Here is a 26,735-nt window from a genome sequence, read left to right on the forward strand (position 1 = left end):
CAGTCACCTCTCGGAGGGAGGGGCTCCCATGGGCCATTACGTCCTGCGGCGCGTGCTCCAGATGATCCCGGTGTTCTTCGGGGCCACGCTGCTGATCTTCCTGATGGTGTACAGCCTGCCGGGCGACCCGATCGCGGCGATGTTCGGCGACAAGGCCGCCGACCCGGCGACGGTGGCCAACCTGCGGCACCAGTACTACCTCGACCAGCCGCTGTGGAAGCAGTACCTGCACTACATGAACAACATCTTCCACCTGGACTTCGGCACCAGTTTCACCGGCCGTCCGGTCTCCGAGATCATGGCGGACGCCTTCCCGGTCACCATCCGGCTCGCCCTGGTGGCGTTCTTCTTCGAGATCGTGATCGGCCTGCCGCTGGGCCTGATCGCCGGCCTGAAGCGCGGCAGCGTCGCGGACACCGTGGTGCTGGTGCTCACCCTGATCGTGATCTCGATCCCGGTGTTCGTGCTCGGCTACATCGCGCAGACGGTGTTCGCGATCAACCTGGGCTGGGTGACGGCGACGGTCCAGGACTCCCGGGACATCAGCCAGTTGATCCTGCCGGGCCTGGTGCTGGCGTCGCTGTCGCTGGCGTACGTGGCCCGGCTGACCAGGACCTCGATCGGCGAGAACCTGCGCGCCGACTACATGCGCACCGCGGTGGCCAAGGGCCTGCCGCGACGGACGATCGTCGGGCGGCACCTGCTGCGCAACTCGCTGATCCCGGTGGTGACCTTCCTGGGCACCGACCTGGGCGCGCTGATGGGCGGCGCGATCGTCACCGAGGGCATCTTCAACATCTCCGGCGTCGGCAACGTCCTCTACAAGGCGATCAACCAGAAGGAAGGCCCGACGGTGGTCGGCATCGTCACCGTGCTGGTGATCGTGTACCTGGTCGCCAGCCTGGTCGTCGACCTGCTGTACGCCGTCCTGGACCCGAGGATCCGCTATGCCTGACCGGAACGAGGACATTCCCGACGACCACGACCCGCTGCGGAACATGAAGCCCACCGACAGCGACCACCTGGACTACGTCGGCCAGCAGGGCCTGGCGGTGGAGCAGGGGACGCTGCTGGAACCCGACCCCGGCAAGCGGGAGCAGGCGCGCAGCCTGTGGGGGGACGCCTGGCGGGACCTGCGGCGGCGGCCGATCTTCCTGATCTCGGCGGTGCTGATCCTGCTGCTGGTGCTGATCGCGATCTTCCCCGGGCTGTTCACCGACACCGACCCGCGGGCGTCCGACCTGACCAACAACTACCTGCGGCGGCCGGACTGGACCGACTTCTTCGGAGGCGGCTGGTTCGGCTACGACGGCCAGGGCCGGTCGATCTACGCCCGGGTGATCTACGGGGCGCGGGCCTCGATCACCGTCGGCATCTGCGTCACGCTGGCGGTCACCCTGCTGGGCGGGCTGGCCGGGATGTGCGCCGGGTACTTCGGCGGGTGGATCGACGCGGTGATCTCCCGGATCACCGACATCTTCTTCGGCATTCCGCTGCTGCTCGGCGCCCTGGTGCTGCTGAACGCGTTCGCCACCCGCAACGTGTGGTCGGTGGTGATCGCGCTGGCGTTCCTCGGCTGGACGCAGCTGGCCCGCGTGATGCGCGGCTCGGTGATCACCGTCAAGCAGTCGGACTACGTGGTGGCCGGCCGGGCGCTGGGCGCCGGGACGGGGCGGCTGATGTTCCGGCACATCCTGCCGAACGCCGTCGCCCCGGTGATCGTGGTCGCCACCATCGCGCTCGGCGGCTACATCACGGCGGAGGCCACGCTGAGCTTCCTGGGCATCGGCCTGCAGGACCCGACGATCTCCTGGGGCGTGGACATCTCCTCCGCGCAGAAGGTGATCCGGCAGGCGCCGTTCGCCCTGTTCTTCCCGGCCGCGGCGCTCTCCATCACCGTGCTGGCCTTCATCATGCTGGGCGACGCGGTGCGCGACGCCCTCGATCCGAAGCTGCGCTGAGCGAGGGGAACAGGCAGATGAGCACCGTCGCCGACCAGACCGACCCGACCCGCGAGGCGCCCTTCACCGGGCCGCTGCTGGACGTGCGGGACCTGCACGTGGAGTTCCGGACCCGGGACGGCGTGGTCCGGGCCGTCAACGGCGTCAACTACTCGGTCGCGGCCGGCGAGACGCTCGCCGTGCTGGGCGAGTCCGGCTCCGGCAAGTCCGTCACCGCGCAGGCCGTCATGGGCATCCTCGACATGCCGCCGGCCGCCATCCCCAAGGGGGAGATCCTGTTCCGCGGCCGGGACATGCTGAAGATGTCCAAGGACGAGCGGCGCAAGATCCGCGGCCAGAAGATCGCGATGATCTTCCAGGACGCGCTGTCCTCGCTGAACCCGGTGCTGCCGGTCGGCTTCCAGCTCGGCGAGATGTACCGGGCGCACCGGGGCAGCAACCGCAAGGACGCCAGGGCCAAGGCCATCGAGCTGATGGACCGGGTCCGCATCCCCGCCGCCCGGGAGCGGGTGAACGACTACCCGCACCAGTTCTCCGGCGGCATGCGCCAGCGCATCATGATCGCGATGGCGCTGGCCCTCCAGCCCGACCTGATCATCGCGGACGAGCCGACCACCGCGCTGGACGTGACCGTCCAGGCGCAGGTGATGGACCTGTTGGCGGAGCTCCAGGCCGAGTTCCACATGGGTCTGATCCTGATCACCCACGACCTCGGCGTGGTCGCCGACGTCGCGGACAAGATCGCCGTGATGTACGCGGGCCGGATCGTCGAGACCGCTCCCGTCCACGAGCTGTACGCCCGGCCCGCCCACCCGTACACGCGCGGGCTGCTGGACTCCATCCCGCGCCTGGACCAGAAGGGCCAGGAGCTCTACGCGATCAAGGGCCTGCCGCCCAACCTGCTGCGGATCCCGCCCGGCTGCGCGTTCAACCCGCGCTGCCCGCGGGCGCGGGAGATCTGCCGGCAGGAGGTGCCGCCGCTGGCGCAGGTGACCGAGGACGACGGGACGCCGCTGGCCGGGCGGCGCAGTGCGTGCTTCTTCTGGAAGGAGACCCTCCATGACGGTTAACGGGGCCACGCCGCTCGGGGCGACCACCCCCGAGGAGGTCGCGTTCGCCCAGGCGGTGCGGCGCGGCGAACCCATCCTCCAGGTGCGCGACCTGCGCAAGCACTTCCCGCTGACCAGGGGCGTGCTGTTCAAGAAGCAGGTCGGTGCGGTCAAGGCCGTCGACGGGGTGTCCTTCGACCTGATGCAGGGGGAGACGCTCGGCATCGTCGGCGAGTCCGGCTGCGGCAAGTCGACGCTGGCGAAGGTGCTGATGAACCTGGAGCCGGCCACCGCCGGGTCGGTGAAGTACAAGGGCGAGGAGATCTCGCACCTGTCGGGGGCGGCACTGAAGGCCGTGCGGCGCAACATCCAGATGGTGTTCCAGGACCCGTACACCTCGCTGAACCCGCGCATGACGGTCGGCGACATCATCGGGGAGCCGTTCGAGATCCACCCCGAGGTGGCGCCGAAGGGCGACCGCCGCAAGGCCGTGCAGGACCTGCTGGACGTGGTCGGGCTGAACCCCGAGTACATCAACCGGTATCCGCACCAGTTCTCCGGCGGCCAGCGCCAGCGCATCGGCATCGCGCGCGGCCTGGCGCTCAAGCCGGAGATCATCATCTGCGACGAGCCGGTCTCGGCGCTGGACGTCTCGGTGCAGGCCCAGGTGATCAACCTGCTGGAGCAGCTCCAGGGCGAGTTCAACCTGTCGTACATGTTCATCGCGCACGACCTGTCGATCGTCCGGCACATCTCCGACCGGGTCGGCGTGATGTACCTGGGGCGGATGGTGGAGATCGGCACCGACCTGGAGATCTACGACCACGCCACCCACCCGTACACCCAGGCGCTGCTGTCCGCCGTCCCGGTGCCCGACCCGACCGCGCGGGAGTCGCGGGACCGGATCGTGCTCGTCGGCGACGTGCCCTCGCCGGCCAACCCGCCGTCCGGGTGCCGGTTCCGGACGCGGTGCTGGAAGGCCCAGGAGAAGTGCGAACGGGAGGACCCGGCGCTGACCGTCCGGGAGTGGCTGGAGGGGCGGGCCAGGCACGACTCGGCCTGCCACTTCGCCGCCGAACGCGAGAACGTCTGACGGAACGCGAAGAGGGCCCCCACCGGTCGGTGGGGGCCCTCTTCACACGGTCAGACCTCGGCGCGCTGCTCCGGAACGGCGGCGGTGCCGCCGTCCTCCGGGAAGTGGCACGCGGTCAGGTGGCCCGCGGAGTTGCCGGACAGCTGGACCAGCGGCGGCTCCTGGGTCGCGCACTTGTCCTGCGCCTTCCAGCAGCGGGTGCGGAAGCGGCAGCCCGACGGCGGGTTGAGCGGCGACGGGACGTCACCGACCAGGCGGATCCGCTCGCGGTTGTCGTCCGGGTCGGCCTCCGGCACCGCGGACAGCAGCGCGTGGGTGTACGGGTGGCGGGGCGACTCGTACAGCGACTTGCGGTCGGCGATCTCGACGATCTTGCCGAGGTACATCACCGCGACGCGCTGCGAGAAGTGCCGTACCACCGACAGGTCGTGGGCGATGAACAGGAACGCGATGCCCAGCTCGCGCTGCAGGTCCTGGAGCAGGTTGACCACCTGCGCCTGGATGGAGACGTCCAGCGCCGAGACCGGCTCGTCCGCGACGATCAGCTTCGGGTTCAGCGACAGCGCGCGGGCCACGCCGATGCGCTGGCGCTGGCCGCCGGAGAACTCGTGCGGGAAGCGGTTGTAGTGCTCCGGGTTGAGACCGACGGTCTCCAGCAGCTCCTGCACCCGGCGCTGGATGCCGCCCTTCGGGTTGATCCCGTTGATCTCCATCGGCGCGCCGATGATCGAGCCGACGGTGTGCCGCGGGTTCAGCGAGGAGTACGGGTCCTGGAAGATCATCTGGATCTCGGACCGGATCGGCGCGAGTTCCCTGCGGCTGGCGTGCGTGATGTCCTGGCCGTTGTAGCGGATCTCGCCGCCGGTCGGCTCCAGCAGGCGGGTCACCAGCCGGCCCAGGGTCGACTTGCCGCAGCCGGACTCGCCGACCAGGCCGACCGACTCGCTCGGGAAGACCTCCAGGTCCACACCGTCCACCGCGTGCACGGCGCCGACCTGCCGCTTGAACAGGAAGCCGTCCAGCACCGGGAAGTGCTTCTCCACGCCCTTGATCGCCAGCAGCGCGTCACCGGAACCGGCGGCGGGGGCGGCCGGCTTCGTGAGGGTCGATTCGTTGCTCATGGTGTCCCTCTCAGCCGAGCCGCGGCTTGATCTGGTCGATGAAGATGTCCTGCCGCTGCGCCGCGCTCAGGTGGCAGGCGGCGGCGTGCCCGGTGGCCGGGGAGAGCGGCGGGCGCTCCGAGGTGCAGCCGCCGCCGATCACCTGCTGCTGGAAGTCGCAGCGCGGGTTGAACGGGCAGCCGGTCGGCAGGTTGATCAGGCTCGGCGGGGTGCCGCGGACCGGCCGCAGCGGCACGTCCACGTCGCCGGTCAGGCTCGGCATCGAGGACAGCAGGCCCCAGGTGTAGGGGTGCTGAGGAGCCTTCAGCACCTCGCGGACGGTGCCGCGCTCGACGGCCCGGCCCGCGTACATCACCATGATCTTCTGGGCGGTGCGCGCCACCACGCCCAGGTCGTGGGTGATCAGGATGATCGCGGTGCCCATCTCCTGCTGGAGGTCCTTCAGCAGGTCGAGGATCTGGGCCTGGACGGTGACGTCCAGCGCGGTGGTCGGCTCGTCGGCGATCACCAGCTTGGGGTCGCAGACCAGCGACATGGCGATCATGGCGCGCTGGCGCATGCCGCCGGAGAACTGGTGCGGGTAGTCGTCGACCCGGGTGGTGGGCTGCGGGATGCCGACCTTGGTCAGCATCTCGATGGCCCGGTCCCGGGCCTCCGACTTGGAGGCGCCGGTGTGCTTGCGGAAGGTCTCGCCGATCTGCTTGCCGATGGTGTGGTACGGCGACAGCGCGGTCAGCGGGTCCTGGAAGATCATCGACATGGTCTTGCCGCGGAGCTTCTCCAGCTCGCGGTTGGACGCGCCGACCAGTTCCTTCCCGTCCAGCTTGATGGAGCCGGTGATCTCGGTCCGGTCCGGGTTGTGCAGGCCCAGGACGGCCAGGTTGGTCACCGACTTGCCGGAGCCGGACTCACCGACGATGCCGAGCGTGCTGCCCGGCTCCACGTCGAAGGAGAGGTTGTCCACGGCCCGGACCACGCCGTCCTCGGTGCTGAAACGGACCGAGAGGTCGCGGACTGAGAGGAACGGCTGGTCGCCGCCGCTGCCGGCGGACGGGGCCCCCTCGGGCTTGGCCTGGGTGGTCATGGACTGGGCTCCTCGGTGCGGTACGTGAGGTCGGGACTGCTGGGTCGGCCTGGGGTGCGGCCGGTCAGGCCAGGCGGATGCGCGGGTCGATCAGGGCGTAGGCGGCGTCGACGATGATGTTGAAGAAGACGATCAGGGTGGCCGCCACCACGGTGACGCCGACCAGCAGCGACAGGTCGGAGTCGCGGAACGAGTGGATCGCCAGCTCGCCCAGGCCGTGCAGGCTGAACGTCGTCTCGGTGATGATCGCGCCGCCGAGCAGCACGCCCAGGTCGATGCCGAAGACGGTGACGATGGTGCCCATCGCGCCGCGCCAGGCGTAGCGCATGAAGACCGAGGTGCCGGACATGCCCTTGGCGCGGGCGGTCCGCACGTAGTCCTCGGACAGCTGCTCGACCATCGAGGACCGGGTCATACGGGTGTAGTTGGCGGTCCAGATCAGCGACAGCACGATCCACGGCACCAGCAGGCCGCTGGCCCAGCCGAGCGGGTCCTCGGTGAACGGGACGTACGTGGGCAGTTCCAGCAGGTTGGTGCTGTAGCACAGCGCCCATAGGGCGAGCGGGCCGGCGACGTAGATCTGCATCGAGGAGGCGACCAGCGAGGCGGTGCTGGCGATCTTGTCGAGGGCCTTGCCCTGCTTGTGGGCGGCCAGCATGCCGGTGCCGATGCCGAAGATCAGGAAGATGACGGCGGAGCCGATGGTCAGCGACAGCGTGGTCGGGAAGCGGTCCGCGAGGATGCCGCCGACCAGCTCCTTCTTGTCGAAGGAGTAGCCGAAGCACGGGGCGCTGCACTCCGTGCCGTTGAACGTGCCGCCGGTGAAGATGGTGCTCAGCCAGTTCCAGTACTGGACCGGCCAGGAGTGGTCGAAGCCCATGTCGTGCCTGATCAGGGCAAGCGTCTCGGGCGTGCAGGTCTTGCCGCAGTAGAGCCGCGCCGGGTCCGCCGGGATCGCGAAGAACAGCGCATAGGTGACCATCGAGACGATCACCAGAATGACGAGAGCGCCGAGTGATCGGCGGACGAGGAATCGGAGCATCGGACGGGCTCTCCTGATCGGGGAGGGGCACCGGCAGATCATGCCGGCGCCCCACCGTGAGCTACTGCTCGGTGATGACTACTACTTGACGTAGATGTTGAGCGGGGACTGCAGGCCGGCCAGGCTGTCGAACTTGACACCGCCGAGGCCGGAGCCGTACAGGCTCAGCGAGCGCTGGTACACGTCCGGGATCGAGTAGGCCTTGTCCTGGAGCTTCTTGTCGATGGCGGCCCAGGCCTTGCCGGCCGCGACCGGGTCGGCGATCTTGGCGGCGGCGTCGATCGCGGAGTTGATCTCCGGGTCGTCCACGTGGGCGTAGTTGGACGCGCTGTCGGCGATGGCGCGGCCGTCCCAGACCGGCTGCAGCGAGGTGTAACCGGTCGGCCAGTCGGCGCCCCAGCCGCCCCAGTACAGGTCGTACTCGTTGTCGACCTTGCCGATGACGTCGTAGTAGGTCTTCGCGTCGATCGGCTTCGGGATGAAGTTGAAGCCGGCCTTGGTCAGCGCGTCGCGGATGGCCTCGGTGACCTTCTGCTGCAGCGGGGTGTTGTTGAACGCGTACGTGATGGTGGTGTTCAGCGCGTTCGCGTCGGTCAGGATCTTCTTGGCGGCCTCCGGGTCGCCCTCCGGCTTGTTCTTGATGCCGAAGGCGTCGTACGACTCGTAGCCCAGGACGGTCGGGCTCATGTACGAGGTCGCGTAGTCGCCATAGGAGGAGCCACCCTGCAGCTGGCGGGTCTGCTGGTGCGGGAACGCCCGGACCAGGGCCTCGCGGATCTTCTGGTCCTTGATGCGGGTGTTGTTGATGTAGTAGTAGTCCACGTACGGGGTCAGGCCCTCGAGCGTGCGGGACTTCAGCTTCTCGTCGCCCTTGACCTGGTCGATGTAGGCCGGGTACACGGTGTTGTGGAACGAGAAGGTGGTCTTGTCCTCGCCGTTGTCCGCCATGAAGCGCTCGGTGGACTGCTGCGCCTGGACACCGAAGGTCATGTGCCACTTGTCCGGGTAGGCGTTCCGGATCGGGTCGGTGTTCGCGTCCCAGTTGGGGTTGCGCTCCAGGTCCAGCGAGCGGTCGGTGACATGCTCGGCGATCTGGTACGGGCCCGAGGAGAACGGCTTCTTGTCGTACTCCTCCTTGGTGTCGTGGGCCTGCGGCACGATGCCGTAACCGGTCATCGCCAGGGTGAAGTTGGCGTCCGGGTGGACGTCCTGGAAGGTGATGACCACGGTCTTGGCGTCCGGGGTCTGCACCGCGTCGAGGTGCTGGCCCTCGTACGGACCCTGGTACGCCTCGCGGTACTTGTCGCCCGAGATCCAGGTCTGGATGTAGGTCGGGCCGGACTTGATGAACTTCGCGTAGGTGCGCTCGATCGAGTACTTGATGTCGGCCGAGGTGATCGGGGAGCCGTCCTGCCACTTCACGCCGTCCTTCAGCGTGAACTTCCAGGTCTTGCCGCCGTCGGTGGCCAGGTCGCCGATCAGCTTCTGCGAACCGTCGGGCATGGTCTTGTAGCCCGTCAGCTGACGGGTGAAGAGCAGCGAGACCTCGGCGTTGTAGTTCATGTAGATCTGGGCCGGGTCCAGGTGCGAGAAGTCGTCGCGGTCGATCATGTTGACCGTGCCGCCCTTCTTCGCGCCGGGCTCGGCGGCGGCCGGACCCTTCGAGTCCTCGGCGGTGCCGACGGAGATCGTGGTGGCCTTCACCGGGTCCTTGGAAGCGGTGGAGCCGCTGCCGTTGGAGTGGCCGCTGGAGCACGCCGTGGTGACGGTCAGGGCCCCGGCCACCAGAATGGCGGCCGCGAGCCGCGTCTTGCGAGAGCTCATCTTCATCCTGCCTGGGGTTTAGGTGAGTTGGAAATCTTCGTGGGTGTGCCCGGGGCCTGGCTTTCCCATCCCCCCGGTGTCTTGGGGCCTGCTCAGCGGTTGGTCTTCGGGTCGAAGGCGTCCCGGACGGAGTCGCCCAGCAGGTTGAAGGCCAGAACGAACACCACCATGGCCAGGCCCGGGAAGAGCAGGAAGGTGACGTCGGTCCGGAGGTAGTTCGCGGCGTCGGCGATCATGCGGCCCCAGTCCGGGGTCGGCTCGGAGACACCCACGCCGAGGTAGGACAGACCCGCCTCGGCGGTGACGAACGCCGGCAGCGCGAGGGTGGACTGCACCAGGATCGGCGTCCAGAGGTTGGGCAGGATCTCCTTGAAGATGATCCGTGCCGGCGAGGCGCCGGTGACCTTGGCGGCCTCGATGAACTCGCGCTCACGCAGCGAGAGCGAGACACCACGCAGGATGCGGGCCAGACCCATCCAGCCGAGCAGCGACAGCACGATGGTGACGGCCACGAACGGCAGCCACTCCGGCACCTTCTCGTTGGAGGCGACCAGCAGGCTGGTGACGACCGGCATGGTGGCGATCAGGAAGATCTGGGACGGGAACGACATCAGGACGTCGATGACGCGGCCGATGAAGTAGTCGATCTTCCCGCCGAGGTAGCCGGCGGCGATGCCGAGCGCGACACCGATCACGGTGGTCAGCAGCGAGGTGGCGACGGCGATGATCAGCGAGGTGCGGATGCCGTAGACCAGCTGCATCAGCACGTCACGGCCGAGACCCGGCTCCAGACCGAACCAGAAGTCGCCGCTCATGCCGCCGTTGGGGGCCACCGGAAGACCGGAGTCGGTCAGCAGCGTCGGGTCGTTCTGGCCGTAGTGGGTCTGCGGGTCCTTGCCGTAGATCATCCCGATCACCGGCGCGAGGATCGCCACCAGGATGAAGAACAGCACGACGCAGGCGCTCACCACGCCGGTGCGGTCGCGGAGGAAGCGGCGCCACATGAGCTTCCCGGGAGAGAGGCCGCGGAAGCCGGAATCGGTGGGCGCGTCGGCCGAGGCGTTGTCCGCGGGGTCCGACGTGGACCCGGGGGTGTCCCCGCCCGTCGTGGCCCCAGTAGGCGTCGTCATGGTGCTAAAGCTCCCGACCGTGGTCCGTGCAGAAGCAAGGAGTAAGAACTTGGATGAATGGACTCTTGCAAGTCGTTTATCGAACGTCAAGAGTTCCTCAGTTGTCGAGCGCCCATTTCCTCCTTCGTGCTGGAATGTCAACCACTTTGTAGTTCCTGAACTCTTGACAGCGGTCGAGCGAGACGGTCAAAACCGGACAAACGCGACCAAGGTTCGTTCACCTGTCCGTAACGATGGACTGTCAGGTCCGCTATCAGGACGTCGAGTTCATCGAGGTCGCTGCACGACGCGCGTAGACCCGGTGTCCGTTTTGAGTCTCTTCGGCGGAATTGAGCTCGGCAATTGAGTGTCCGATAATCGGACACCTCCGTTTTCGGGCATGCCGGAGCGAATTCATGGGTAGGGGGCACCCAATTCGAGCCGCAGGCTCGCCGCCGGCCGCCTGGCAATTTCCCGCCATTGGCGACTCTTCGCCGTGCGGTGTTACTCCAGCGTTACTTGACTAGCCCGATGTTCTCGTAGACGAGATCGCCGAGACCGGCCGCACCGATGTTCGCGAGGTTCTTGCGGACGCCGTAAATGGCCGGCCGCTGGTACAGCGGAACCAGACCCGCCACCTCCCACGCCTCGGCGTCGGCGCGGTTGAGCGCCGCCGTCTCGTCGTCCACGGTGTCGGCCTTGGCGGCGTCCGCCATCGCCCGGTCGAGCGCCTTGCTGCCGACCTGCGACCAGTTGGAGCCGGAGTCCTGCTGGAACGTGCTGATCGAGTTGGAGACCGGGAAGGGGGTGCCCATCAGTGCGAACGAGGTCAGGTCGAAGTCGTGCTTGTACACGAAGCCGTCGAAGAACTCGCCGGCCGGCACGGTCTGCACCGTGACCTTCACCCCGACCTGTCCCAGCATCCGGGTGACCAGCGCGCTCTCGTTGGCGGCCAGGTTGTTGTCGGCCGGCGCCACGAACCGCAGCACCAGCTCCTTGCCGTCCTTGGTGCGGACGCCCGAGGGCCCGGTCTTCCAGCCCAGCGAGTCGAGGGACGCCTGTGCGGCGCCGGGGTCGAAGCGGCTCAGGCCGTTCGAGTTGTCCTGGTAGCCGTGCTGCGACGGCACCAGGAAGTGGTTGTTCATCGGCACGTACGGCCAGTCCAGGCCGGCCAGGTCGGTGCGGGTGATCTCGGCCCGGTCGATCGCCATGATCAGCGCCTGGCGGACCTTCGGGTCGCCGAGCAGCGGGCTGCGGCCGTTCAGCACCAGGTGCCGCAGGTTCGGGCCGCCGGCCCGGCGGGCCTCGCCGTCCGGGGTGGAGTTGATGATCCGGTAGCCCTCGGTGTTGGGCCCGTTGTTGTAGTAGTCGATCTCGCCCGCGGCGAACGCCTGCGGCATCTTCCCGGTGTCGATCGCCTTGAAGACGATCCGGTCCAGCATCGGCTTCTCGCCCCACCAGTCCGGGTCGGCGACCACGGTGACGGTGCGCGCCGCCGGGTCCATCCGCTCGACCTTGAACGGGCCGGCGGTGACCGGGAAGCGGCCCTTGAAGGAGGTGTTGAACAGCTCCGGGGTGGCGATGTACTTCGCCGGCAGCAGCGGGGCGTTGCCGGCGTTGTTGAACATCGCCTGCCACTCCGAGTACGGCTCCCGGAAGGTCATCACGGCCTGGTGGTCGTCCTGGCCGCGCACCACGCTCTCCACCTGGTCGAAGCCGTTGCTGGTGGCGGTCCTGAACGCCGGGTCCTGGCCGTTCAGCGCCTGCCACTCGGCCTGCAGGTCGCGCCAGGTGATCGGGGTGCCGTCGGACCAGTGGGCCTTCGGGTTGAGCGTCCACACCACGGTCTGCTTCCCCTGGCGCAGCTCGCTGCGGACATCGGTCAGGTAGGCAGGGTTGGGGGACTGCATGCCGCCCGCGTCGGAGCGCCAGAAGGTCGGCAGCAGCGCCTTGGCGACGTCGTTGGTGGAGACCTCGGAACCGTCCGCCTGCACCGGGTTCCACTGGCCGGAGAACTGGTCGATCGCCCAGTTCAGGGTGCCGCCCTGGCGCAGCGCGGTGCGCGGCTTCGGGTTCATCGACTGCTGGGTCATCCGCGGCGCGTCCCCGCCGGCCGGCGCCGCCGTTCCGTCGTCCGGGCCGCCCGCCGCGGCGCAGGAGCACAGCGCGAGGGACAGCGCCGCCGCCGACGCGGTCAGGGCGGGAAGGCGGCGACGTCTCGGAGCGGGGGGTCTTGGCACGCGGCACATCTTGCGTACCGGTACGACGACTTGTCGACCAGCGGTCGATCAAGTCTTGGTAACGCGGCGCGACCTCCCGCGCGGCCGCCCGGTTCGTCCCGTTCTGGGACGCCACTGGCGAGGATCCGCCAGCAGGCCGAAGCCGGGGCTCCGACGGCGGAGCCCCGGCTTCGGCGGGGGTGTTGACGGCGGATCAGGCCGGGAACTTGTACGCCCGGTCCCGGCCCGACTTGGCGATGGTCTGGCCGATCGCGTCCGCCACGTCCTGCGCGGTGATCGGCGAGGACTGGCCGTTCTTGGTGGTCTTCACCTTGTCGAAGGTGGTGCCGACGGCCGTCTGCAGCGCGTCCAGGTTCCACTTCAGGGCGACGGTGCCGGACGCGTCCGGGGCCAGCACCAGGGCGCGCGCCGCGGTGCTCCTGCCGAAGCTGAACTGCTTGCCGCCCGCGTTGATGGTGATGTTGCCGTTCAGCACCTGCTTGCCGATGCTCTCCGCCGCGGCCTTCAGGGCGTCCTCGCCGACCTTCGGCTGGGCGTCGGTCAGCGGCAGCGCCACCTCGGCGTCCGGCTTGCCGGCCGCCCGGTCCCGGTAGGCCTGCTCGACCTTGCCGGCGGCCGACGAGGAGTCCAGCCCCTGCCCGGCCTTGCCCGGCACCACCTCGGTGGTGCCCGACTCGGTGAACCGGACGTAGCCCTCCTGCAGGCCCTGCCCGGCCTTCGCGGCCAGATCGTCCAGCGCCGCCTTCAGCTTCGCCGAGTCGATCCGCACCTGGGGCTCGACGGCCTTGCCGCCGCCGGTCAGCGAGGAGAACACGTCGACCGGGTTGTAGCTGTGCTTGGTCAGCGCGTCCACCGTCGCCGTGGTGTCGAAGCTCAGACCGGCGCTGGCCGGATCCAGCGTCACCGACTGCTCGCCGATCTTGAGCCGCAGCGGCTGCTGCCCGGCCTTGCCGACCGAACCGTCCAGCGCCGTCACCGCCTGGTCGCGGGAGTCGCCGCCGATGTCGGTGCCCAGCACCGTGGTGCCCTTGGGGATGTCGGACTGGTTCATCATCAGGCCCGCGCCGTACGCCGCCGCGCCCAGGAACACCACGCCGCCAACAGCCGTCACCATCAGCTTCTTGACCCGGCCGCCGCCGCCCTTGGCGGCCTTCGCGGCCTTCGGGGTCGGCTCGTCGTCGTCCTCCTCCACCGGCGGCGGGTTCGGCACGTCGCGCTTGGGCGTCGCCGCGCGCGGGCCGCCCGGGAACGGCTGCGCCTCGGGCAGGTCGGCGAACCGGCCGCCGCCGTTGCCGCCCGCCGGACGGGGGCGGTCGCCGGCCGGGGCGCCGGTGGCGAACGGGTCGGCCGCCGGCTGGCCCTGGCCCTGGCCCTGCGCCGGGGTCGGACGGGACGGCGACGTCGGGGCGTTCAGGAACAGCTGGGTGGTCGGCGGGTCAGCGGCTATCGCACCGCCCGCAGGCTGCTCGTCGCCGGTGATCGGGTCGAAGCCGCCGATCTGGGTGTCCTCCGGCTCCGCGTCCGGGGCCCGGGCGGCGGGCGGCTCGGCCGCGAACGGGTCCCGGCCGGCCTGGAACGGGGCGCCCTGGGCGTGTGGGGCCTGCGGGGCGCCCTGGGGGTCGAACTGCTCGCCCTGCGGCCGGGGCTGCTGCGGCGCGGCGTGCTGCTGCTCCGCGAAGGGGCCCTGGGCGGGCTGCTGGGGCTCGCCCGCGAACGGGTCCTGAGCGGCCACCGGCTGCTGCTGGCCGGGCAGCGACGCCTGCGGCTGCGGCTGCTGGTACGCCTGCGGCTGGGCCTGGTGCTGCGCGTGCTGGGCCTGCTGGTGCGCCTGCTGCTGGGCCTGCAACTGGGCCTGCTGCTCGGCCGCGTACGCGTCGGCGGTGTACGGGTCGGCCGGGGCGAACGGCGAGGCGGGCGCGCCGGACGGGCGCGGCGCGGCCTGCTGCGGGCCGCCGGCCGGGCCGCCCGCCATCGGGGCGGCGGGCGCGGCGGGAGTCGCCGGGGCGGCCTGCGCGGGCGTCGGGGCGGGCTCCTGACGGCCCTTCTGGCGGGGCTTGAACCACTCGCCGGTGGACTCCGACTCGGAGGCCTTCGGCGCGGCCGGCTCCTGCCACTCCGGCGGCAGGTTCGGCGGGGTGGCGGGCGAGCGGCCCGCACCGGCGTCCATCACGCCCAGCACCGGGTCGCCGCCCCCGCCGCGGTGGCGCGGGCCGGCCGGCTCGGCGGGCTTCTCGTCCTTGACCTTGCTCTGCACCACGACCGGCGGGATCGGCCGGGAACCGGGGATGTTGATCCGCACCCGGGTGGTCAGCGTGGTCTCCGTCTTCGGCACCTCGGCCTCGTCGGCGCGCGGGCCGGGGGCGGTCCGTGCGGCGGCGGCCGGGTCCGGAAGCCCACCGGGCAGGCCGGTGCCGTACGGCGGGGTGCCCGACGGGTACGCGTCGGGTGCGCCGCGGCGGGGCTGCGGGTGCGCGTTGTCAGATTCGCGGCTGCTCAATGCTGCTCTGCTCCGGGTTCGCGGCCGGGCCGGCTGGGCCGTCCGCTGCGTATGGGGCGGGTCGGGCCGCCGTACGGCGGCGTGCGGCGTGCGGCGGGCCGAACGGCCCCGGGGACATCAGCTGTTCACATGTCGGCTGCGGCAACGCCCCGTCACGCGAGTGGTGCCGAAGGTACCGCCCCGCCCGCGAGGGCCGGACGGTGGGGGTGGCCCGCCGAGGCACCACCATACCGACTGCGAATCCGCCCCGTCCGACGACCGGAGAATCCCAATGGTCCGAATCCCCCTGGTTTGGGGCTACCGACCGCCGTCCTTGACGGGCCGTCGGGCCTGAGGGGCCGGTGCGCCGAACAGGAACCCGGAGCGGGTCGGCAGGGTCGCGCACACCACGCCCAGCACCGAACCGCCGAACAGGTACGCGTAGGCGCTCGCGGTCGCGGAAAGCACCAGGTCGCCCTCCGGACGGGGCGCCAGCAGCGCCGCCAGCACCACGAACCAGCCCGCCAGCGGCACGCCCGCGCCGAGCTTGGTGCCGGTGGCCCGCAGCCCGCCGTAGAACAGGCCCAGGCAGGCCAGCAGGGCCAGCAGCACGCCCAGCGGGGCCCACAGGGCCTGCACGAAAGCTCCGCACACCGAGACCGCCGCGCCCAGCAGGAACAGCGCCGTGTAGACGGCGATCCGCACGCCGCGCGGGGGCAGCGGCTCGGACAGGCGGTCCTCGCGGCTGCCGAGGAGGGGGTGGAGGAACTTCACCGGGCCACCCCGGCGAACAGGTCGCTCTCCGGGCCGCCCGGGCCGAGCGCGCCGCGGACCAGCTGGTAGTACTCGGTGGCCAGCAGCGGCTGCCCCAGCTCGTTGCTGAGCGCGAAGTGGTCGCCGTCCACCACGATCTGGGTGGCGTGCGCCCGCATCGCCGCGGCCTTCGCACCGGCGTACGCCGCGTTGTCGAGCGCCGTGGTGACCACCCGGTCGTCCACCACGCCCGGGATCTGCTCGACGGGCGCGACGCCCTTGAACGGGGCCTCGGCGGCGGTGCGGCGCAGGCCGGCCTCGATCGCCGAGCGGGGCACCCGGTTGTAGTAGACCTTGGCGATCTGCCAGGCCTCGCCGAGCTCGGGGCGGAACGCCGCGTCGGCGGCCAGCTCGTAGCCGCGCAGCGCCACCCGGTGCGCCTGGATGTGGTCGGGGTGGCCGTAGCCGCCCTGCTCGTCGTACGTCACCAGCACCTGCGGGCGGACCTCGCGGATCACCGCGACCAGGTGGGCGGCGGCCTCGTCCACGTCGGCCTGCCAGAAGCAGGACGGGTCGTCGTTGTCCGCGACGCCCATCATCCCGGAGTCCCGGTAGCGGCCCGCGCCGCCCAGGAAGCGGTGGTCGGTGACCCCCAGCTCGCGCATCGCGGCGGCGAGTTCGCCGATCCGGTGGGCGCCCAGGGTGTTGTCCCGGTCCTGCGCCAGGTGCGCGAGCTCCGGCGGGATCACCTCACCGCCCTCGCCCAGGGTGCAGGTCACCAGGGTGACCCGGACGCCCTCGGCGGCGTACCGCGCCATGGTGGAGCCGTTGTTGATCGACTCGTCGTCGGGATGGGCGTGCACCAGCAGCAGCCCGCGCGCGTCGGCCGGGGGTACGGAGGTCATGTCCGGCAGCTTACGGCCTGCCCGGGAGCGACCTCTCGGACAGGCCGCGGCGGCACGCGGACGGCGGTCAGAGCCGCAGGCTGTTGATCATTCCGGCCAGGTTGGCCGTCACCTCCTGGATCGACGGCGCGACCGAGCTGGACGCCAGGTAGAAGCCCAGCAGGGTGCACACCAGGGCGTGGCCGAGTTTCAGACCGGACCGGCGGACCAGCAGCCAGACCACGAACAGCATCAGGACAGCGACGGAGACGGACAAAGCCATGACGGCTCACACCCTTCCTCGGGTGCGCCGCCCCTCGGCGGGGGCAGCGGGCGGAACGATGGTCAACTGATACCCGATCGGTGAGCGCGAGGTGACGTTCCGTGAGCCCCTCGGGGGTGTCGCAGCGGCCTCGTTCGGGTACAGCGCCCCCGGTCAGGGGCGGTCCGAACGGCCGTACCTCACGGTTCGGCAGGGCTGCGCCGTACGAGTGAGGGGCCGACCGGGCAGGCCTTAGGGTCTGCGGCATGACCACCGAGAAGCCGCACGACACCTTCCCCCGGCAGTACGCGCGCACCAACCGGTTCACCACCGGCGCACCCCGGTCGTTCACCGTCACCCCCGACGGCGCCCGGGTGCTGTTCCTGCGCTCCCGGGGCGTCGCGGCCCCCGCCAACCTGCTGTGGAGCCTGGACGTCGCGACCGGCGCCGAGACCGTGCTCGCCGACCCGGCGGTGCTGCTCGCCGGCGGCGCCGAGGAGCTCTCCGCCGCCGAGCGGGCCCGCCGCGAACGCAGCCGGGAGACCTCCGCCGGAATCGTCGACTACGCCCTGGACGCCACCGGGAGCACCGCCGTCTTCGCGCTCTCCGGCCGGCTGTTCGCGGTCGCCACGCAGACCGGCGAGGCCCGCGAACTGCCCGCCGCCGCACCGCTGCTGGACCCGCGCCCGAGCCCCGACGGCCGTCACGTGGCGTACGCCGGCCCGAGCGGCGAGCTGCGGGTGACCGCCCTCGACGGCAGCGGCGACCGGCTGCTCGCCGGGCCCGACGGCGCGAACGTCAGCTGGGGGCAGGCCGAGTTCATCGCCCAGGAGGAGATGGGCCGCGACCGCGGCCACTGGTGGGCCCCCGACGGGACCGCGCTGCTCGCCGCCCGGGTCGACGACACGCCGGTGCGCCGCTGGTGGATCGCCGACCCCGCCAACCCCGACCGCCCGCCGGTCGAGATCGCCTACCCCGCCGCCGGCACCCCCAACGCCGAGGTCGGACTCTGGCTGCTCGGCCTCGACGGCACCCGCACCGAGATCCGCTGGGACCACGCCGCCCACCCCTACCTGGCCCGGGTGCACTGGTCGGCCGGCGGCCCGCCGATCATCCAGGTGCAGGCCCGTGACCAGCGCGAACAGCTGATCCTTGAGGTCGACCCGGCCACCGGCGGCACCACCGTGCTGGTCACCGAGCGGGACCAGGACTGGCTGGAGCTGTTCACCGGCGCCCCGGTGCGGCGCGCCGACGGGCAGCTCGTGCGGATCGCCGACCAGGACGGCGCCCGGGTCCTGGTGGTCGGCGACCGGGCCGTCACCGACGCCGAGCTGCACGTCCGCTCGGTGCTCGGACTCGACGGCGAGCAGGTGCTGTTCTCCGCCTCCTGCGGCGCCGCCGAGTTCGAGCGCCGCCCGCCCGGCTGGCTCGGCGTCTTCACCCACGGCCCGGACGGCGTGCGGGAGCTCGGCGACGGCGCGCTCGGCGCGGTGTGCGGCGGCGGCACCACCGTGCTCGTCACCGCCGACCCGCACCGGCCCGGCAGCACCGCCCGGGTGCTGCGCGACGGCGCCGAGCCGCTGCTGATCGCCTCGCACGCGGACACCCCGCTGCTCACCGCCCGCCCGGTGTTCCGGTTCGCCGGCGAGCGGCGGATCCCCTGTGCGGTACTGCTGCCCACCGGCTACGACCCCGACGTGGACGGGCAGCTGCCGGTGCTGATGGACCCCTACGGCGGCCCGCACGGACAGCGCGTGGTGCAGGCGCACAACCCGCACCTGACCTCGCAGTGGTTCGCCGACCAGGGCTTCGCCGTCATCGTCGCCGACGGGCGCGGCACCCCCGGGCACAGCCCCGCCTGGGAGAAGTCCATCAACCGGCGCACCGCCGAGATCACCGTCGCCGACCAGGTCGACGCGCTGCACGCGCTCGCCGAGGAGTTCCCGCTCGACCTCGGCCGGGTCGCCATCCGGGGCTGGTCCTACGGCGGCTACCTGGCCGCCGCCGCCGTGCTCCGCGAACCCGACGTCTTCCACGCCGCGGTGGCCGGCGCGCCCGTCACCGACCACGAGCTCTACGACACCCACTACAACGAGCGCTACTACGGCGACCCGGCCGAGGAACCCGAGGTGTATGCGGCCAACTCGGTGGTGGCGCTGGCGCCTTCGCTGCGCCGGCCGCTGATGATCGTGCACGGCCTCGCCGACGACAACGTGGTGGTCGCGCACAGCCTGCGGCTGTCCACCGCGCTGCTCGCCGCCGGCCGCCCGCACACCGTGCTGCCGCTGTCCGGGGTCACCCACATGACCCCGCAGGAGGACGTCGCCGAGAACCTGCTGCTGCTCCAGGTGCGGTTCCTGAAGGACGCCCTGGGCATGGCGTAACGGCCGCACCCGTGACATCCGTCATGCGGACGTCACGACGGTGCACACTGCCGCCGACACCCCCGTTCCGAGGAGTCTTGAGGAGTCGAAGAGACACGGCTCCGAAGGGACTGAGAGACACATGCGCACGGGAACGGGGGAGGTCGCGGCCTTCCGGAACGTCAGCAGGAGCTACGGCCGGGTGAAGGCGGTGGACGGACTCGACCTGGTCCTGCGGCCGGGCGAGACCGTCGCGCTGCTCGGCCCGAACGGCGCGGGCAAGTCCAGCAGCCTGGACCTGCTGCTCGGCCTGCGCGAACCCGACAGCGGCACCGTCGAACTGTTCGGCGGCACCCCGCGCGAGGCGATCACCGCCGGCCGGGTCGGCGCGATGCTGCAGAGCGGCGGCCTGATGAGCGACGTCAAGGTCCGCGAACTGGTCACCCTCGCCTGCCGGGTGCACCCCAAGGGCCACCCGCCCGAGGAGGTACTGGCCACCGCCGGCATCACCGAGCTCGCCGACCGCCGCGTCGACCGGCTCTCCGGCGGCCAGGAACAGCGCGTCCGGTTCGCCCTCGCGGTGGCCGGCGCCAACGACCTGATCGTGCTGGACGAGCCCACCACCGGCATGGACGTCTCCGTCCGCCGGCAGTTCTGGGCCGCGATGCGCGCCCAGGCCGACGCCGGCCGCACCGTGCTGTTCGCCACCCACTACCTGGAAGAGGCCGACTCCGTCGCCGACCGGGTCCTCGTCCTGCACAAGGGCCGGCTGATCGCCGACGGCACCTCCGCCGAGATCAAGGCCAAGGCCGGGGCCCGGCGGATCGGCTTCGAACTGCACCCCGCCGACGGCGGCGCCCCCGACGAAGCCCTGCTGCGCGCCCTGCCCGGCACCGTCGGACTCGACCTCGGCACCCGCGCCGACGGCGTGCACACCGTCCGGATCCGCTCCACCGACGCCGACGCGGGCGTCGCCGCGCTCTACCGGGCAGGCCTGTACCCGCGCGCGCTGGAAGTCACCGGCCTCGGCCTGGAGCAGGCCTTCCTGACCATCACCGGAGAGCACGACCGCACCGAGGAAGAGGCGAACGCGCGATGACCACCCTGATCCGGCTGGAGATCCTGCGCACCCTGCGCAACAAGCGGTACCTGATGTTCACCATCCTCTACCCCGCCCTGCTGTACGTGTTCTTCATCAGCGCCTATGGCAGCGGCGGCACGGTGGCCGGCGGCGTCTCCGTCAAGTCGTACTTCATGGTCTCGATGGCCACCTTCGGCGCGGTCGGCGCCGTCCTCACCGGATCCGCGCAGCGGATCTCGCTGGAACGCAAGAGCGGCTGGACCCGCCAACTGCGGCTCACCGCACTGCCCGGCCGGGCCTACACGCTCGGCAAGATCGCCTCCTGCGCCGTCACCACCCTGCCCGCCATCGCCGTGGTCTTCGCGATCGGCGCGGTCGAGGGCGTCGACCTCACCGCCGTCCAGTGGCTCGGCCTGGCCGCCGCCCTGTGGCTCGGCAGCTTCGTGTTCGCCGCGCTCGGCGTCGCCCTCGGCTACGCCGCCCAGCCGGACGCCGTCCAGCCCGTGGTGATGATCGTCTACATGCTGATGGCGCTGTTCGGCGGCACCTGGTTCCCGGTCTCCGACTCGCTGCGGACCTACGCCCGGTTCAACCCCGTCTACGACTACAACCAGCTGGCCTCGTTCATCCACGGCGAGGGCGTCGCCGGCTCCGCGATCGCCGCCCTCGCGGCCTTCCTGGCCCTGTTCACCGCCGCCGCGGCCGTCCTGTACCGCAAGGACGCCCAGCAGGCATGATGGCCCGCATGCAGAGCACCGGCCCGGCCCGCCGCCCCGACCAGCACGGGGAGGACGGGCCGGACGGCCGCTGGACGACCTACCCCGGCGCGCCCGTCGACACCCGCCGCCAACTGCTCGTCAAGCTGATGTGGACGTCTGTCTGGGCGTTCTACCTGCTCTACCCCGTCCAGGACCTGGCCACCGGGCAGCACGGCACCGCCGCCACCGTGACCGGAGCCGTGCTGCTGGTGGTCTTCCTGGCCGCCTACCTGTCGCTGGTCGTCATCCGCAACAGCCGGCGGATCGCCCGCTCCCGGCAGTACGTGCCGTTCGCGCTGCTCGCCGTCATCGCCGTCGGCACCTCCATCGGCCTCGGCGAAGCCTGGCTGACCCTGTTCACCTACACCTCGGTCTGCACCGCCATCGTCCTGCCCGGCCGCGCCGCCCTCGTCGGCGTCACCGCCACCACCGGCGTCTTCGCCCTGATCGGCCTCACCACCGGCGCCGAACACAGCACCCTGGTCGGGATCGGACTGCCCTGCCTGCTGGCCGGCTTCGCCATGTACGGCATGCAGCGCCTCGTCGCCACCATGCGCGAACTGCGCGAGGCCCGCACCGCCGTCGCCCACCTCGCCGCCTCCGAGGAACGGCTGCGCCTCGCCCGCGACCTGCACGACCTGCTCGGACACTCGCTCTCCCTGATCGCCATCAAGAGCGAACTCGCCGGCCGCTTCATGGACGCCGAGAAGGCCGCCGAGGCCCGCGCCCAGGTCGCCGACATCGAACAGGTCGCCCGGCAGTCGCTCACCGACGTCCGGGAAGCCGTCAGCGGCTTCCGCCGACCCACCCTCCCCGTCGAACTCGCCGCCGCCCGAACGGCGTTGGCCGCCAGCCGGATCGAACTCGACGCCGACCCCCGACTCACCGACGAACGCCCCGACCTCGGCACCGAAGAAGCCGGCGCCCTCGCCTGGGCCCTGCGCGAAGCCGTCACCAACGTCGTCCGGCACGGCGTCGGCGCCACCCGCTGCGCCGTCCACCTCGACGAGACCTGGGAGGACGACGGCCACTACGCCGTCCTCGAAATCGTCGACAACGGCCCCGGCCCCGGCAAGGCCCCGCCCGGCAACGGCCTCTGCGGCCTGCGCGAACGCCTCGAACAGGTCGGCGGCCGCCTCCACGCCGGCCCCGCCGACCGGGGCAAGGGCTTCCGCCTGCGCGCCCTCGTCCCGCTGCGGCCCCGCCCCACCGGGCAATAGGCTGCGCCCCGTGACGGACGGACAGGTACGCGTACTCCTCGCCGAGGACCAGAGCATGGTGCGGGAGGCGCTCGCCGCGCTGCTCTCGCTGGAGGACGACCTGGACGTCGTCGCGCAGGTCTCCCGCGGGGACGAGGTCGCGGCGGCGGTGGTCGACTCCCGGATCGACGTGGCGGTGCTCGACATCGAGATGCCCGGCATGACCGGCATCGACGCCTGCGCGGAGATCCGCCGGATTCGGCCCGGGACCAAGGTCGTCATCGCCACCACCTTCGGCCGGCCCGGCTACCTGCGCCGCGCGATGGAGTCCGGCGCGGACGCGTTCCTGGTCAAGGACGCACCGGCGGCGGAGCTCGCCGACGCGATCCGGCGGGTGCTGCGCGGCGAGAAGGTCATCGACCCGAAACTCGCGGCGGCGGCGCTGGCGGAGGGGCCCAACCCGCTCACGTCGCGCGAGCGCGACGTTCTGGCGGCGGCCGCGGACGGCTCCGTCAACGCGGACATCGCGGGCCGGCTGCACCTCTCCGAGGGGACGGTGCGGAACTACCTGTCGATGGCCATCCAGAAGACGGGCGCGAGGAACCGCGCGGAGGCGGTCCGGGTCGCGAGGGAGAAAGGCTGGCTGTAGAGAGACCACCGGGGGCGCGGGGAACTGCGCGAAGGGGAACGCACCACGTCCTGAAGATCGCGACGCAGGACAATGACTTGCACTTGATCGCGACCTTGCGGACGTGATGTGCGCTTGTCGCGCAGTTCCCCGCGCCCCTGGTTTCGCGCCCTCCCGCGTTTCGCGCCCGCCTGCGCTTGTCAGTTGAGCCGGTGCCGCGAGGCTCTCGCCTCGGCGCGGACGCGCCTCGCGCTGTCCGGGTCGAAGGCGTCGAGGATCTCCGCGTAGGCGTCCATCTCCGCCGCGCCGCCCAGGAAATCGCCGGTCTTGACGAGCAACTCGGCGCGTTCGAGGCGGAGTTGGGCGGGGTGGCGGGGGAGGAGCAGGGCGAGTTCGGTGGCCCAGAGCTGGGTGCGGGCGTGTTCGGGGCGTTCGGCGGCCCAGTGGCGGATGTTGCCGAGGACGCGCAGGACGGTGTCGAGGGGCTGGGCGGGGGTGAGGAGTTCGGGGGAGTAGCGGTGGCCGCTCGCCGCGACCAGGCGTTCGACGTCGGGGACGTCGAGGAGGCGGCCGCCGTGGAAGGGGTCGGCGAGGACGTAGTCGTCGCCGCTGCCGGGGCCGCCGACGGCGACGATGTAGTGGCCGGGGAGGGCGATGCCGTGGACGGTCAGGCCGGCCCGGGCGGCGACCGCGGACCAGACCAGGGAGAGCATGATCGGCAGCCCGCGGCGGCGGCGCAGGACCTCCGGGAGGAGGGAGGACTCCAGCCGCCGGTAGTCGGACTGGCGCCCGTGGAAGCGCTCCCGGCCGCCGAGGACCGCGGCGAGGAGGGCGGCGGTCTCCTCCGGCCCGCGCGGACGGCGTTCGGCGACGGCCTGGCGGATGGCGGCGGCGTGCCGGTCCAGGGCGGTCCGGCAGGCGGCCAGGACGGCGTCCAGGTCGGGCGGTTCGGCGCTGTCGCCGGGGTCGCCGAGGGTGTGCTCGGCGGCGGCGAGCAGGCACAGCAGGACCGGGTCGGGGTGTTCGGCCCGGGCCTCGGCTCGGAAGCGGGTTCTGCTCTGCTCGGTCACTGCGGCCTTCGGTTCAGCAGCGGGTCGTGGCGCGGTTCAGGTGGTGCACGCTACCGCTGGGAGAGGCGGGCGTAGTGGTAAGTGTGACTGGTCGTGAAACCGAGGCGGTCGTAGAGCGCCTGGGCTCCCGGGTTGTCGGCCTCGACCTGGAGGTAGGCGCCGGCGGCGCCCTCCTCGGCGGCGCGCGCGGCGAGCACGGCCATCACGGCGGTGGCCAGGCCCCGGCGGCGGGCGGCGGGGACGACCTCGACGGCACCGATGCCGGCCCAGGCCCCGTCCACCGTCATCCGGCCGATGGCGAGCGGCGCGCCGTCCGGGCCGGGCACGTGGGCGAACCAGACGGACGGGCCGCCGTGCAGCACGGCGTGCGCGGCGGCCTCCAGGGCCGGGTCGTCGCCGGCCACCCGGCGGTACAGCGCCAGCCAGTGGCGGTCGGCGGTGCGGGAGAGCCGGACGTGCCGCCAGCTGTCCGGGGCGGCCGCCCTGGTCAGGGCGCCGAGCGGGGCGGTGCGGAACACGGTGGGGGCCAACCGGTCGGCCGGGCGGTCGAGTTCGGCCGGCGAGAGGCCCTCGGTCAGTTCGATCAGGGCGGGCAGGCCGCGCGCCGCGTACCAGTCGCGGACCAGGTCGAGCGCCTCGTCCAGCGGCAGGCCGGGGTCGCCGAGCGCCTGCACCGAGTTGGCGCGCTTGGTGAAGCCGGCCGAGGCGCGCAGCGTCCAGTCGCCGAGCGCCTGCTGTTCGACGGCGGGCCAGCCGCGGGCGGCGGTGCGCTGGAGGTCGGCCGGGGTGCTGTCCGGCAGCGCGGCGTTCCGGGCCGGGAAGGGCGGCACCGGCTTGCCGGCGACCAGCAGCTCGGCGGCGAAACGCGCCGACACGCCGTGGCGGGATTCGACCGTCAACCCGGTGTCGTCCCAAGCAGTGAGCACGCCGATCACATCGCGGAACACCGGCCGTCCGTCCGCCACGCCGTCAACACGCCGCACCGAGACGCGTCTTCCCACGTCAGACGCGTCTATCCGGACCTCCGGACGGGCCTCCAGCGGTACTCCGCCGACCATCAACCGCACCTCCTGTGCATTTGCGTCCCCCGACCCGCGATACTAGGGGTGGGCATCGACGACGCCGCGCGCACCGCGCGACCGAGTAAACAGTAGGGCGGCAGCCCTTCCGAGGAGGAACGACAGCGTGACCTACGTCATCGCGCAGCCTTGTGTCGACGTGAAGGACAAGGCGTGCATCGAGGAGTGCCCCGTCGACTGCATCTACGAGGGCCAGCGCTCCCTTTACATCCACCCGGACGAGTGCGTGGACTGCGGTGCGTGCGAGCCGGTGTGCCCGGTCGAGGCGATCTTCTACGAGGACGACACTCCGGAGGAGTGGAAGGACTACTACAAGGCGAACGTCGAGTTCTTCGACGACCTGGGTTCGCCCGGTGGCGCCTCCAAGCTCGGCCTGATCGAGCGTGACCACCCGTTCATCGCGGCCCTGCCCCCGCAGAACGCCGACCACTGATCAAGGTGGCATCCACGCTGTGAGCACCAACGACAGCACGCACGCGCCGTTCCCGGGCCACCCGGGGGCGGCGCGCCGCGTATCCGACCGCCTGCCGGTCTTCCCGTGGGACAAGCTCGAACCGTACAAGCACACCGCCGAGAGCCACCCGGACGGGCTGTGCGACTTCTCCGTCGGCACCCCCGTCGACCCGGTGCCGGAGCTGATCCAGCAGGCCCTGGCCGGGCACACCGACACGCCCGGCTACCCGACCGTGTGGGGCCCGCTCGCGCTGCGCGAGTCGATCGCCGGCTGGCTGCACCGCCGGGTCGGCGCCGAGATCGGCCCCGAGGCGGTGCTGCCGACCGTCGGCTCCAAGGAGCTGGTGGCCTGGCTGCCCGGCCAGCTCGGCCTCGGCCCCGGCGACCAGGTCGCCTACCCGAAGCTCGCCTACCCCACCTACGAGGTCGGCGCGCTGCTCTGCGGCGCCGAGCCGGTCGCCTACGGCAGCCTCGACGAGCTGGACGGCTCCAAGGTCCGGCTGCTGTGGCTGAACTCGCCGTCCAACCCGACCGGCCGGGTGCTCGGCGCGGACGAGCTGCGCCGCGCCGTCGCGTGGGCCCGGGAGCACCGGGTGCTGCTGGTCAGCGACGAGTGCTACCTCGAACTCGGCTGGGAGGCCGAGCCGGTGTCGGTGCTGCACCCGTCGGTGTGCGGCGGCAGCCACGAGGGGCTGCTGGCCGTCCACTCGCTCTCCAAGCGTTCCAACCTCGCCGGGTACCGGGCCTCGTTCGTGGCCGGTGACGCGGTGGTGGTCCGCGAGCTGCTGGAGATCCGCAAGCACGGCGGCATGATCGTGCCGGCGCCGGTGCAGGCCGCCACGGCGGTGGCGCTGGCCGACGACGCGCACGTCGCCGAGCAGCGGGTCCGGTACGCGCAGCGGCGCGGTGCGCTGCGGGCGGCGCTGGAGGCGTACGGGTTCCGGATCGAGCACTCCGAGGCGAGCCTGTACCTGTGGGCGACCCAGGACAGGCCGTGCTGGGAGACCGTGGCCGAACTGGCCGAGCTGGGCATCCTGGTGGCGCCCGGCGACTTCTACGGCCCGGCGGGCGACCGGTTCGTGCGGGTGGCGTTCACCGCCACCGACGAGCGGGTGGCCGCCGCCGTGGAGCGGCTCAAGCGCTGACGCCGCGGCAGGCGTGCGGGAGGGGCGGAGCCGGTCGGCTCCGCCCCTTCGGCGTGTGCGG

Annotated in this window: 23 protein-coding genes; 11 read left to right on the forward strand and 12 right to left on the reverse strand. The window is 71.5% G+C overall.

Annotated features, from left to right (window positions below):
• Positions 1-28 precede the first annotated feature (28 nt).
• Genes ACWEMJ_RS14875 through ACWEMJ_RS14890 form a run of 4 tightly spaced genes read left to right on the forward strand, consistent with a single transcriptional unit; the run spans position 29 to position 4,103 of the window.
• Entirely contained in the window at positions 29-955 is a 927-nt protein-coding gene (locus tag ACWEMJ_RS14875) for an ABC transporter permease (RefSeq protein ID WP_452137429.1), read from the forward strand.
• Positions 948-1,961, forward strand: a complete 1,014-nt coding sequence (locus tag ACWEMJ_RS14880) for an ABC transporter permease (protein WP_452137430.1) — start codon at positions 948-950, stop codon at positions 1,959-1,961. The genes ACWEMJ_RS14875 and ACWEMJ_RS14880 overlap by 8 nt, the downstream gene beginning before the upstream one ends.
• A 17-nt stretch (positions 1,962-1,978) precedes the next feature.
• Complete coding sequence (locus tag ACWEMJ_RS14885) at positions 1,979-3,031, forward strand: ABC transporter ATP-binding protein (protein WP_452137431.1); 1,053 nt, start codon at positions 1,979-1,981, stop codon at positions 3,029-3,031.
• Entirely contained in the window at positions 3,021-4,103 is a 1,083-nt protein-coding gene (locus ACWEMJ_RS14890) for an ABC transporter ATP-binding protein (RefSeq protein WP_452137432.1), read from the forward strand. Before ACWEMJ_RS14885 ends, ACWEMJ_RS14890 begins: the two co-directional genes overlap by 11 nt.
• Positions 4,104-4,153: 50 nt before the next feature.
• On the opposite strand, the gene ACWEMJ_RS14895 is transcribed toward ACWEMJ_RS14890, so the two are convergent.
• The 10 genes from ACWEMJ_RS14895 to ACWEMJ_RS14940 form a co-directional block, all read right to left on the reverse strand.
• Entirely contained in the window at positions 4,154-5,224 is a 1,071-nt protein-coding gene (locus tag ACWEMJ_RS14895) for an ABC transporter ATP-binding protein (RefSeq protein WP_452137433.1), read from the reverse strand.
• A 10-nt stretch (positions 5,225-5,234) separates the two neighbouring features.
• A complete protein-coding gene (locus ACWEMJ_RS14900) occupies positions 5,235-6,308 on the reverse strand; it encodes an ABC transporter ATP-binding protein (RefSeq protein ID WP_452137434.1) in 1,074 nt (357 codons plus the stop codon).
• A 64-nt stretch (positions 6,309-6,372) separates the two neighbouring features.
• A complete protein-coding gene (locus ACWEMJ_RS14905) occupies positions 6,373-7,350 on the reverse strand; it encodes an ABC transporter permease (RefSeq protein ID WP_452137435.1) in 978 nt (325 codons plus the stop codon).
• Between the two features lie 81 nt (positions 7,351-7,431).
• The gene (locus ACWEMJ_RS14910; protein WP_452137436.1) at positions 7,432-9,174 is read right to left on the reverse strand and encodes an ABC transporter substrate-binding protein; all 1,743 of its coding nucleotides are present in this window, start codon (positions 9,172-9,174) and stop codon (positions 7,432-7,434) included.
• Positions 9,175-9,266: 92 nt separating this feature from the next.
• Positions 9,267-10,304: an ABC transporter permease gene (locus ACWEMJ_RS14915; RefSeq protein WP_452137437.1), complete on the reverse strand. Its 1,038-nt coding sequence runs from the start codon at positions 10,302-10,304 to the stop codon at positions 9,267-9,269.
• Between the two features lie 494 nt (positions 10,305-10,798).
• Positions 10,799-12,523: an ABC transporter family substrate-binding protein gene (locus ACWEMJ_RS14920; RefSeq protein WP_452137438.1), complete on the reverse strand. Its 1,725-nt coding sequence runs from the start codon at positions 12,521-12,523 to the stop codon at positions 10,799-10,801.
• 193 nt (positions 12,524-12,716) lie between these two features.
• On the reverse strand, positions 12,717-15,020 hold the full coding sequence (locus ACWEMJ_RS14925; protein WP_452137439.1) for a peptidoglycan binding domain-containing protein: 2,304 nt from the start codon (positions 15,018-15,020) through the stop codon (positions 12,717-12,719).
• 297 nt (positions 15,021-15,317) lie between these two features.
• Positions 15,318-15,773, reverse strand: coding sequence for a DUF6113 family protein (locus tag ACWEMJ_RS14930; RefSeq protein WP_452137440.1), 456 nt, complete (start codon positions 15,771-15,773; stop codon positions 15,318-15,320).
• Positions 15,770-16,657 carry an N-acetyl-1-D-myo-inositol-2-amino-2-deoxy-alpha-D-glucopyranoside deacetylase gene (gene mshB, locus ACWEMJ_RS14935; protein ID WP_452137441.1) on the reverse strand — a complete coding sequence of 296 codons (888 nt, stop codon included), beginning with the start codon at positions 16,655-16,657 and terminating at the stop codon, positions 15,770-15,772. Before mshB ends, ACWEMJ_RS14930 begins: the two co-directional genes overlap by 4 nt.
• Before the next feature lie 67 nt (positions 16,658-16,724).
• A complete protein-coding gene (locus ACWEMJ_RS14940) occupies positions 16,725-16,919 on the reverse strand; it encodes a DUF2304 family protein (RefSeq protein ID WP_073810997.1) in 195 nt (64 codons plus the stop codon).
• Positions 16,920-17,164: 245 nt separating this feature from the next.
• Here ACWEMJ_RS14940 and ACWEMJ_RS14945 point away from each other — a divergent pair, with 245 nt between their 5' ends.
• The 5 genes from ACWEMJ_RS14945 to ACWEMJ_RS14965 all read left to right on the forward strand — a co-directional run bounded on the left by ACWEMJ_RS14945 (position 17,165) and on the right by ACWEMJ_RS14965 (position 22,948).
• A complete protein-coding gene (locus ACWEMJ_RS14945; protein ID WP_452137442.1) occupies positions 17,165-19,282 on the forward strand; it encodes an alpha/beta fold hydrolase in 2,118 nt (705 codons plus the stop codon).
• 121 nt (positions 19,283-19,403) lie between these two features.
• The gene (locus tag ACWEMJ_RS14950) at positions 19,404-20,360 is read left to right on the forward strand and encodes an ABC transporter ATP-binding protein (RefSeq protein WP_452137443.1); all 957 of its coding nucleotides are present in this window, start codon (positions 19,404-19,406) and stop codon (positions 20,358-20,360) included.
• Positions 20,357-21,079, forward strand: a complete 723-nt coding sequence (locus ACWEMJ_RS14955; RefSeq protein WP_452137444.1) for an ABC transporter permease — start codon at positions 20,357-20,359, stop codon at positions 21,077-21,079. Before ACWEMJ_RS14950 ends, ACWEMJ_RS14955 begins: the two co-directional genes overlap by 4 nt.
• Before the next feature lie 8 nt (positions 21,080-21,087).
• The gene (locus ACWEMJ_RS14960; protein ID WP_452137445.1) at positions 21,088-22,320 is read left to right on the forward strand and encodes a sensor histidine kinase; all 1,233 of its coding nucleotides are present in this window, start codon (positions 21,088-21,090) and stop codon (positions 22,318-22,320) included.
• A gap of 10 nt (positions 22,321-22,330) precedes the next feature.
• Positions 22,331-22,948: a response regulator gene (locus tag ACWEMJ_RS14965; RefSeq protein WP_452137446.1), complete on the forward strand. Its 618-nt coding sequence runs from the start codon at positions 22,331-22,333 to the stop codon at positions 22,946-22,948.
• Positions 22,949-23,127: 179 nt separating this feature from the next.
• Here the strand turns inward: ACWEMJ_RS14965 and ACWEMJ_RS14970 are convergent, their stop codons facing one another.
• The gene (locus ACWEMJ_RS14970) at positions 23,128-23,997 is read right to left on the reverse strand and encodes a transglutaminase family protein (RefSeq protein WP_452137447.1); all 870 of its coding nucleotides are present in this window, start codon (positions 23,995-23,997) and stop codon (positions 23,128-23,130) included.
• A 50-nt stretch (positions 23,998-24,047) separates the two neighbouring features.
• A complete protein-coding gene (locus tag ACWEMJ_RS14975; RefSeq protein ID WP_452137448.1) occupies positions 24,048-25,055 on the reverse strand; it encodes a GNAT family N-acetyltransferase in 1,008 nt (335 codons plus the stop codon).
• A 127-nt stretch (positions 25,056-25,182) separates the two neighbouring features.
• Here ACWEMJ_RS14975 and fdxA point away from each other — a divergent pair, with 127 nt between their 5' ends.
• Complete coding sequence (fdxA, locus tag ACWEMJ_RS14980; protein WP_030287402.1) at positions 25,183-25,509, forward strand: ferredoxin; 327 nt, start codon at positions 25,183-25,185, stop codon at positions 25,507-25,509.
• 19 nt (positions 25,510-25,528) lie between these two features.
• Complete coding sequence (dapC, locus tag ACWEMJ_RS14985) at positions 25,529-26,674, forward strand: succinyldiaminopimelate transaminase (RefSeq protein WP_452137449.1); 1,146 nt, start codon at positions 25,529-25,531, stop codon at positions 26,672-26,674.
• Positions 26,675-26,735 lie beyond the last annotated feature (61 nt).

The organism is Kitasatospora sp. NPDC004531 (assembly GCF_053602195.1).

Bases quoted from the DNA above. Each gene is read 5' to 3' on its own strand.
- mshB (WP_452137441.1), bottom strand. From the start codon at position 16,657: ATGACCTCCGTACCCCCGGCCGACGCGCGCGGGCTGCTGCTGGTGCAC.
- ACWEMJ_RS14880 (WP_452137430.1), top strand. From the start codon at position 948: ATGCCTGACCGGAACGAGGACATTCCCGACGACCACGACCCGCTGCGG.
- ACWEMJ_RS14915 (WP_452137437.1), bottom strand. From the start codon at position 10,304: ATGACGACGCCTACTGGGGCCACGACGGGCGGGGACACCCCCGGGTCC.
- ACWEMJ_RS14890 (WP_452137432.1), top strand. From the start codon at position 3,021: ATGACGGTTAACGGGGCCACGCCGCTCGGGGCGACCACCCCCGAGGAG.
- ACWEMJ_RS14885 (WP_452137431.1), top strand. From the start codon at position 1,979: ATGAGCACCGTCGCCGACCAGACCGACCCGACCCGCGAGGCGCCCTTC.
- ACWEMJ_RS14900 (WP_452137434.1), bottom strand. From the start codon at position 6,308: ATGACCACCCAGGCCAAGCCCGAGGGGGCCCCGTCCGCCGGCAGCGGC.
- ACWEMJ_RS14950 (WP_452137443.1), top strand. From the start codon at position 19,404: ATGCGCACGGGAACGGGGGAGGTCGCGGCCTTCCGGAACGTCAGCAGG.
- ACWEMJ_RS14955 (WP_452137444.1), top strand. From the start codon at position 20,357: ATGACCACCCTGATCCGGCTGGAGATCCTGCGCACCCTGCGCAACAAG.
- ACWEMJ_RS14960 (WP_452137445.1), top strand. From the start codon at position 21,088: ATGCAGAGCACCGGCCCGGCCCGCCGCCCCGACCAGCACGGGGAGGAC.
- ACWEMJ_RS14910 (WP_452137436.1), bottom strand. From the start codon at position 9,174: ATGAGCTCTCGCAAGACGCGGCTCGCGGCCGCCATTCTGGTGGCCGGG.
- ACWEMJ_RS14875 (WP_452137429.1), top strand. From the start codon at position 29: ATGGGCCATTACGTCCTGCGGCGCGTGCTCCAGATGATCCCGGTGTTC.
- ACWEMJ_RS14975 (WP_452137448.1), bottom strand. From the start codon at position 25,055: ATGGTCGGCGGAGTACCGCTGGAGGCCCGTCCGGAGGTCCGGATAGAC.
- ACWEMJ_RS14905 (WP_452137435.1), bottom strand. From the start codon at position 7,350: ATGCTCCGATTCCTCGTCCGCCGATCACTCGGCGCTCTCGTCATTCTG.
- ACWEMJ_RS14895 (WP_452137433.1), bottom strand. From the start codon at position 5,224: ATGAGCAACGAATCGACCCTCACGAAGCCGGCCGCCCCCGCCGCCGGT.
- ACWEMJ_RS14940 (WP_073810997.1), bottom strand. From the start codon at position 16,919: ATGGCTTTGTCCGTCTCCGTCGCTGTCCTGATGCTGTTCGTGGTCTGG.
- ACWEMJ_RS14945 (WP_452137442.1), top strand. From the start codon at position 17,165: ATGACCACCGAGAAGCCGCACGACACCTTCCCCCGGCAGTACGCGCGC.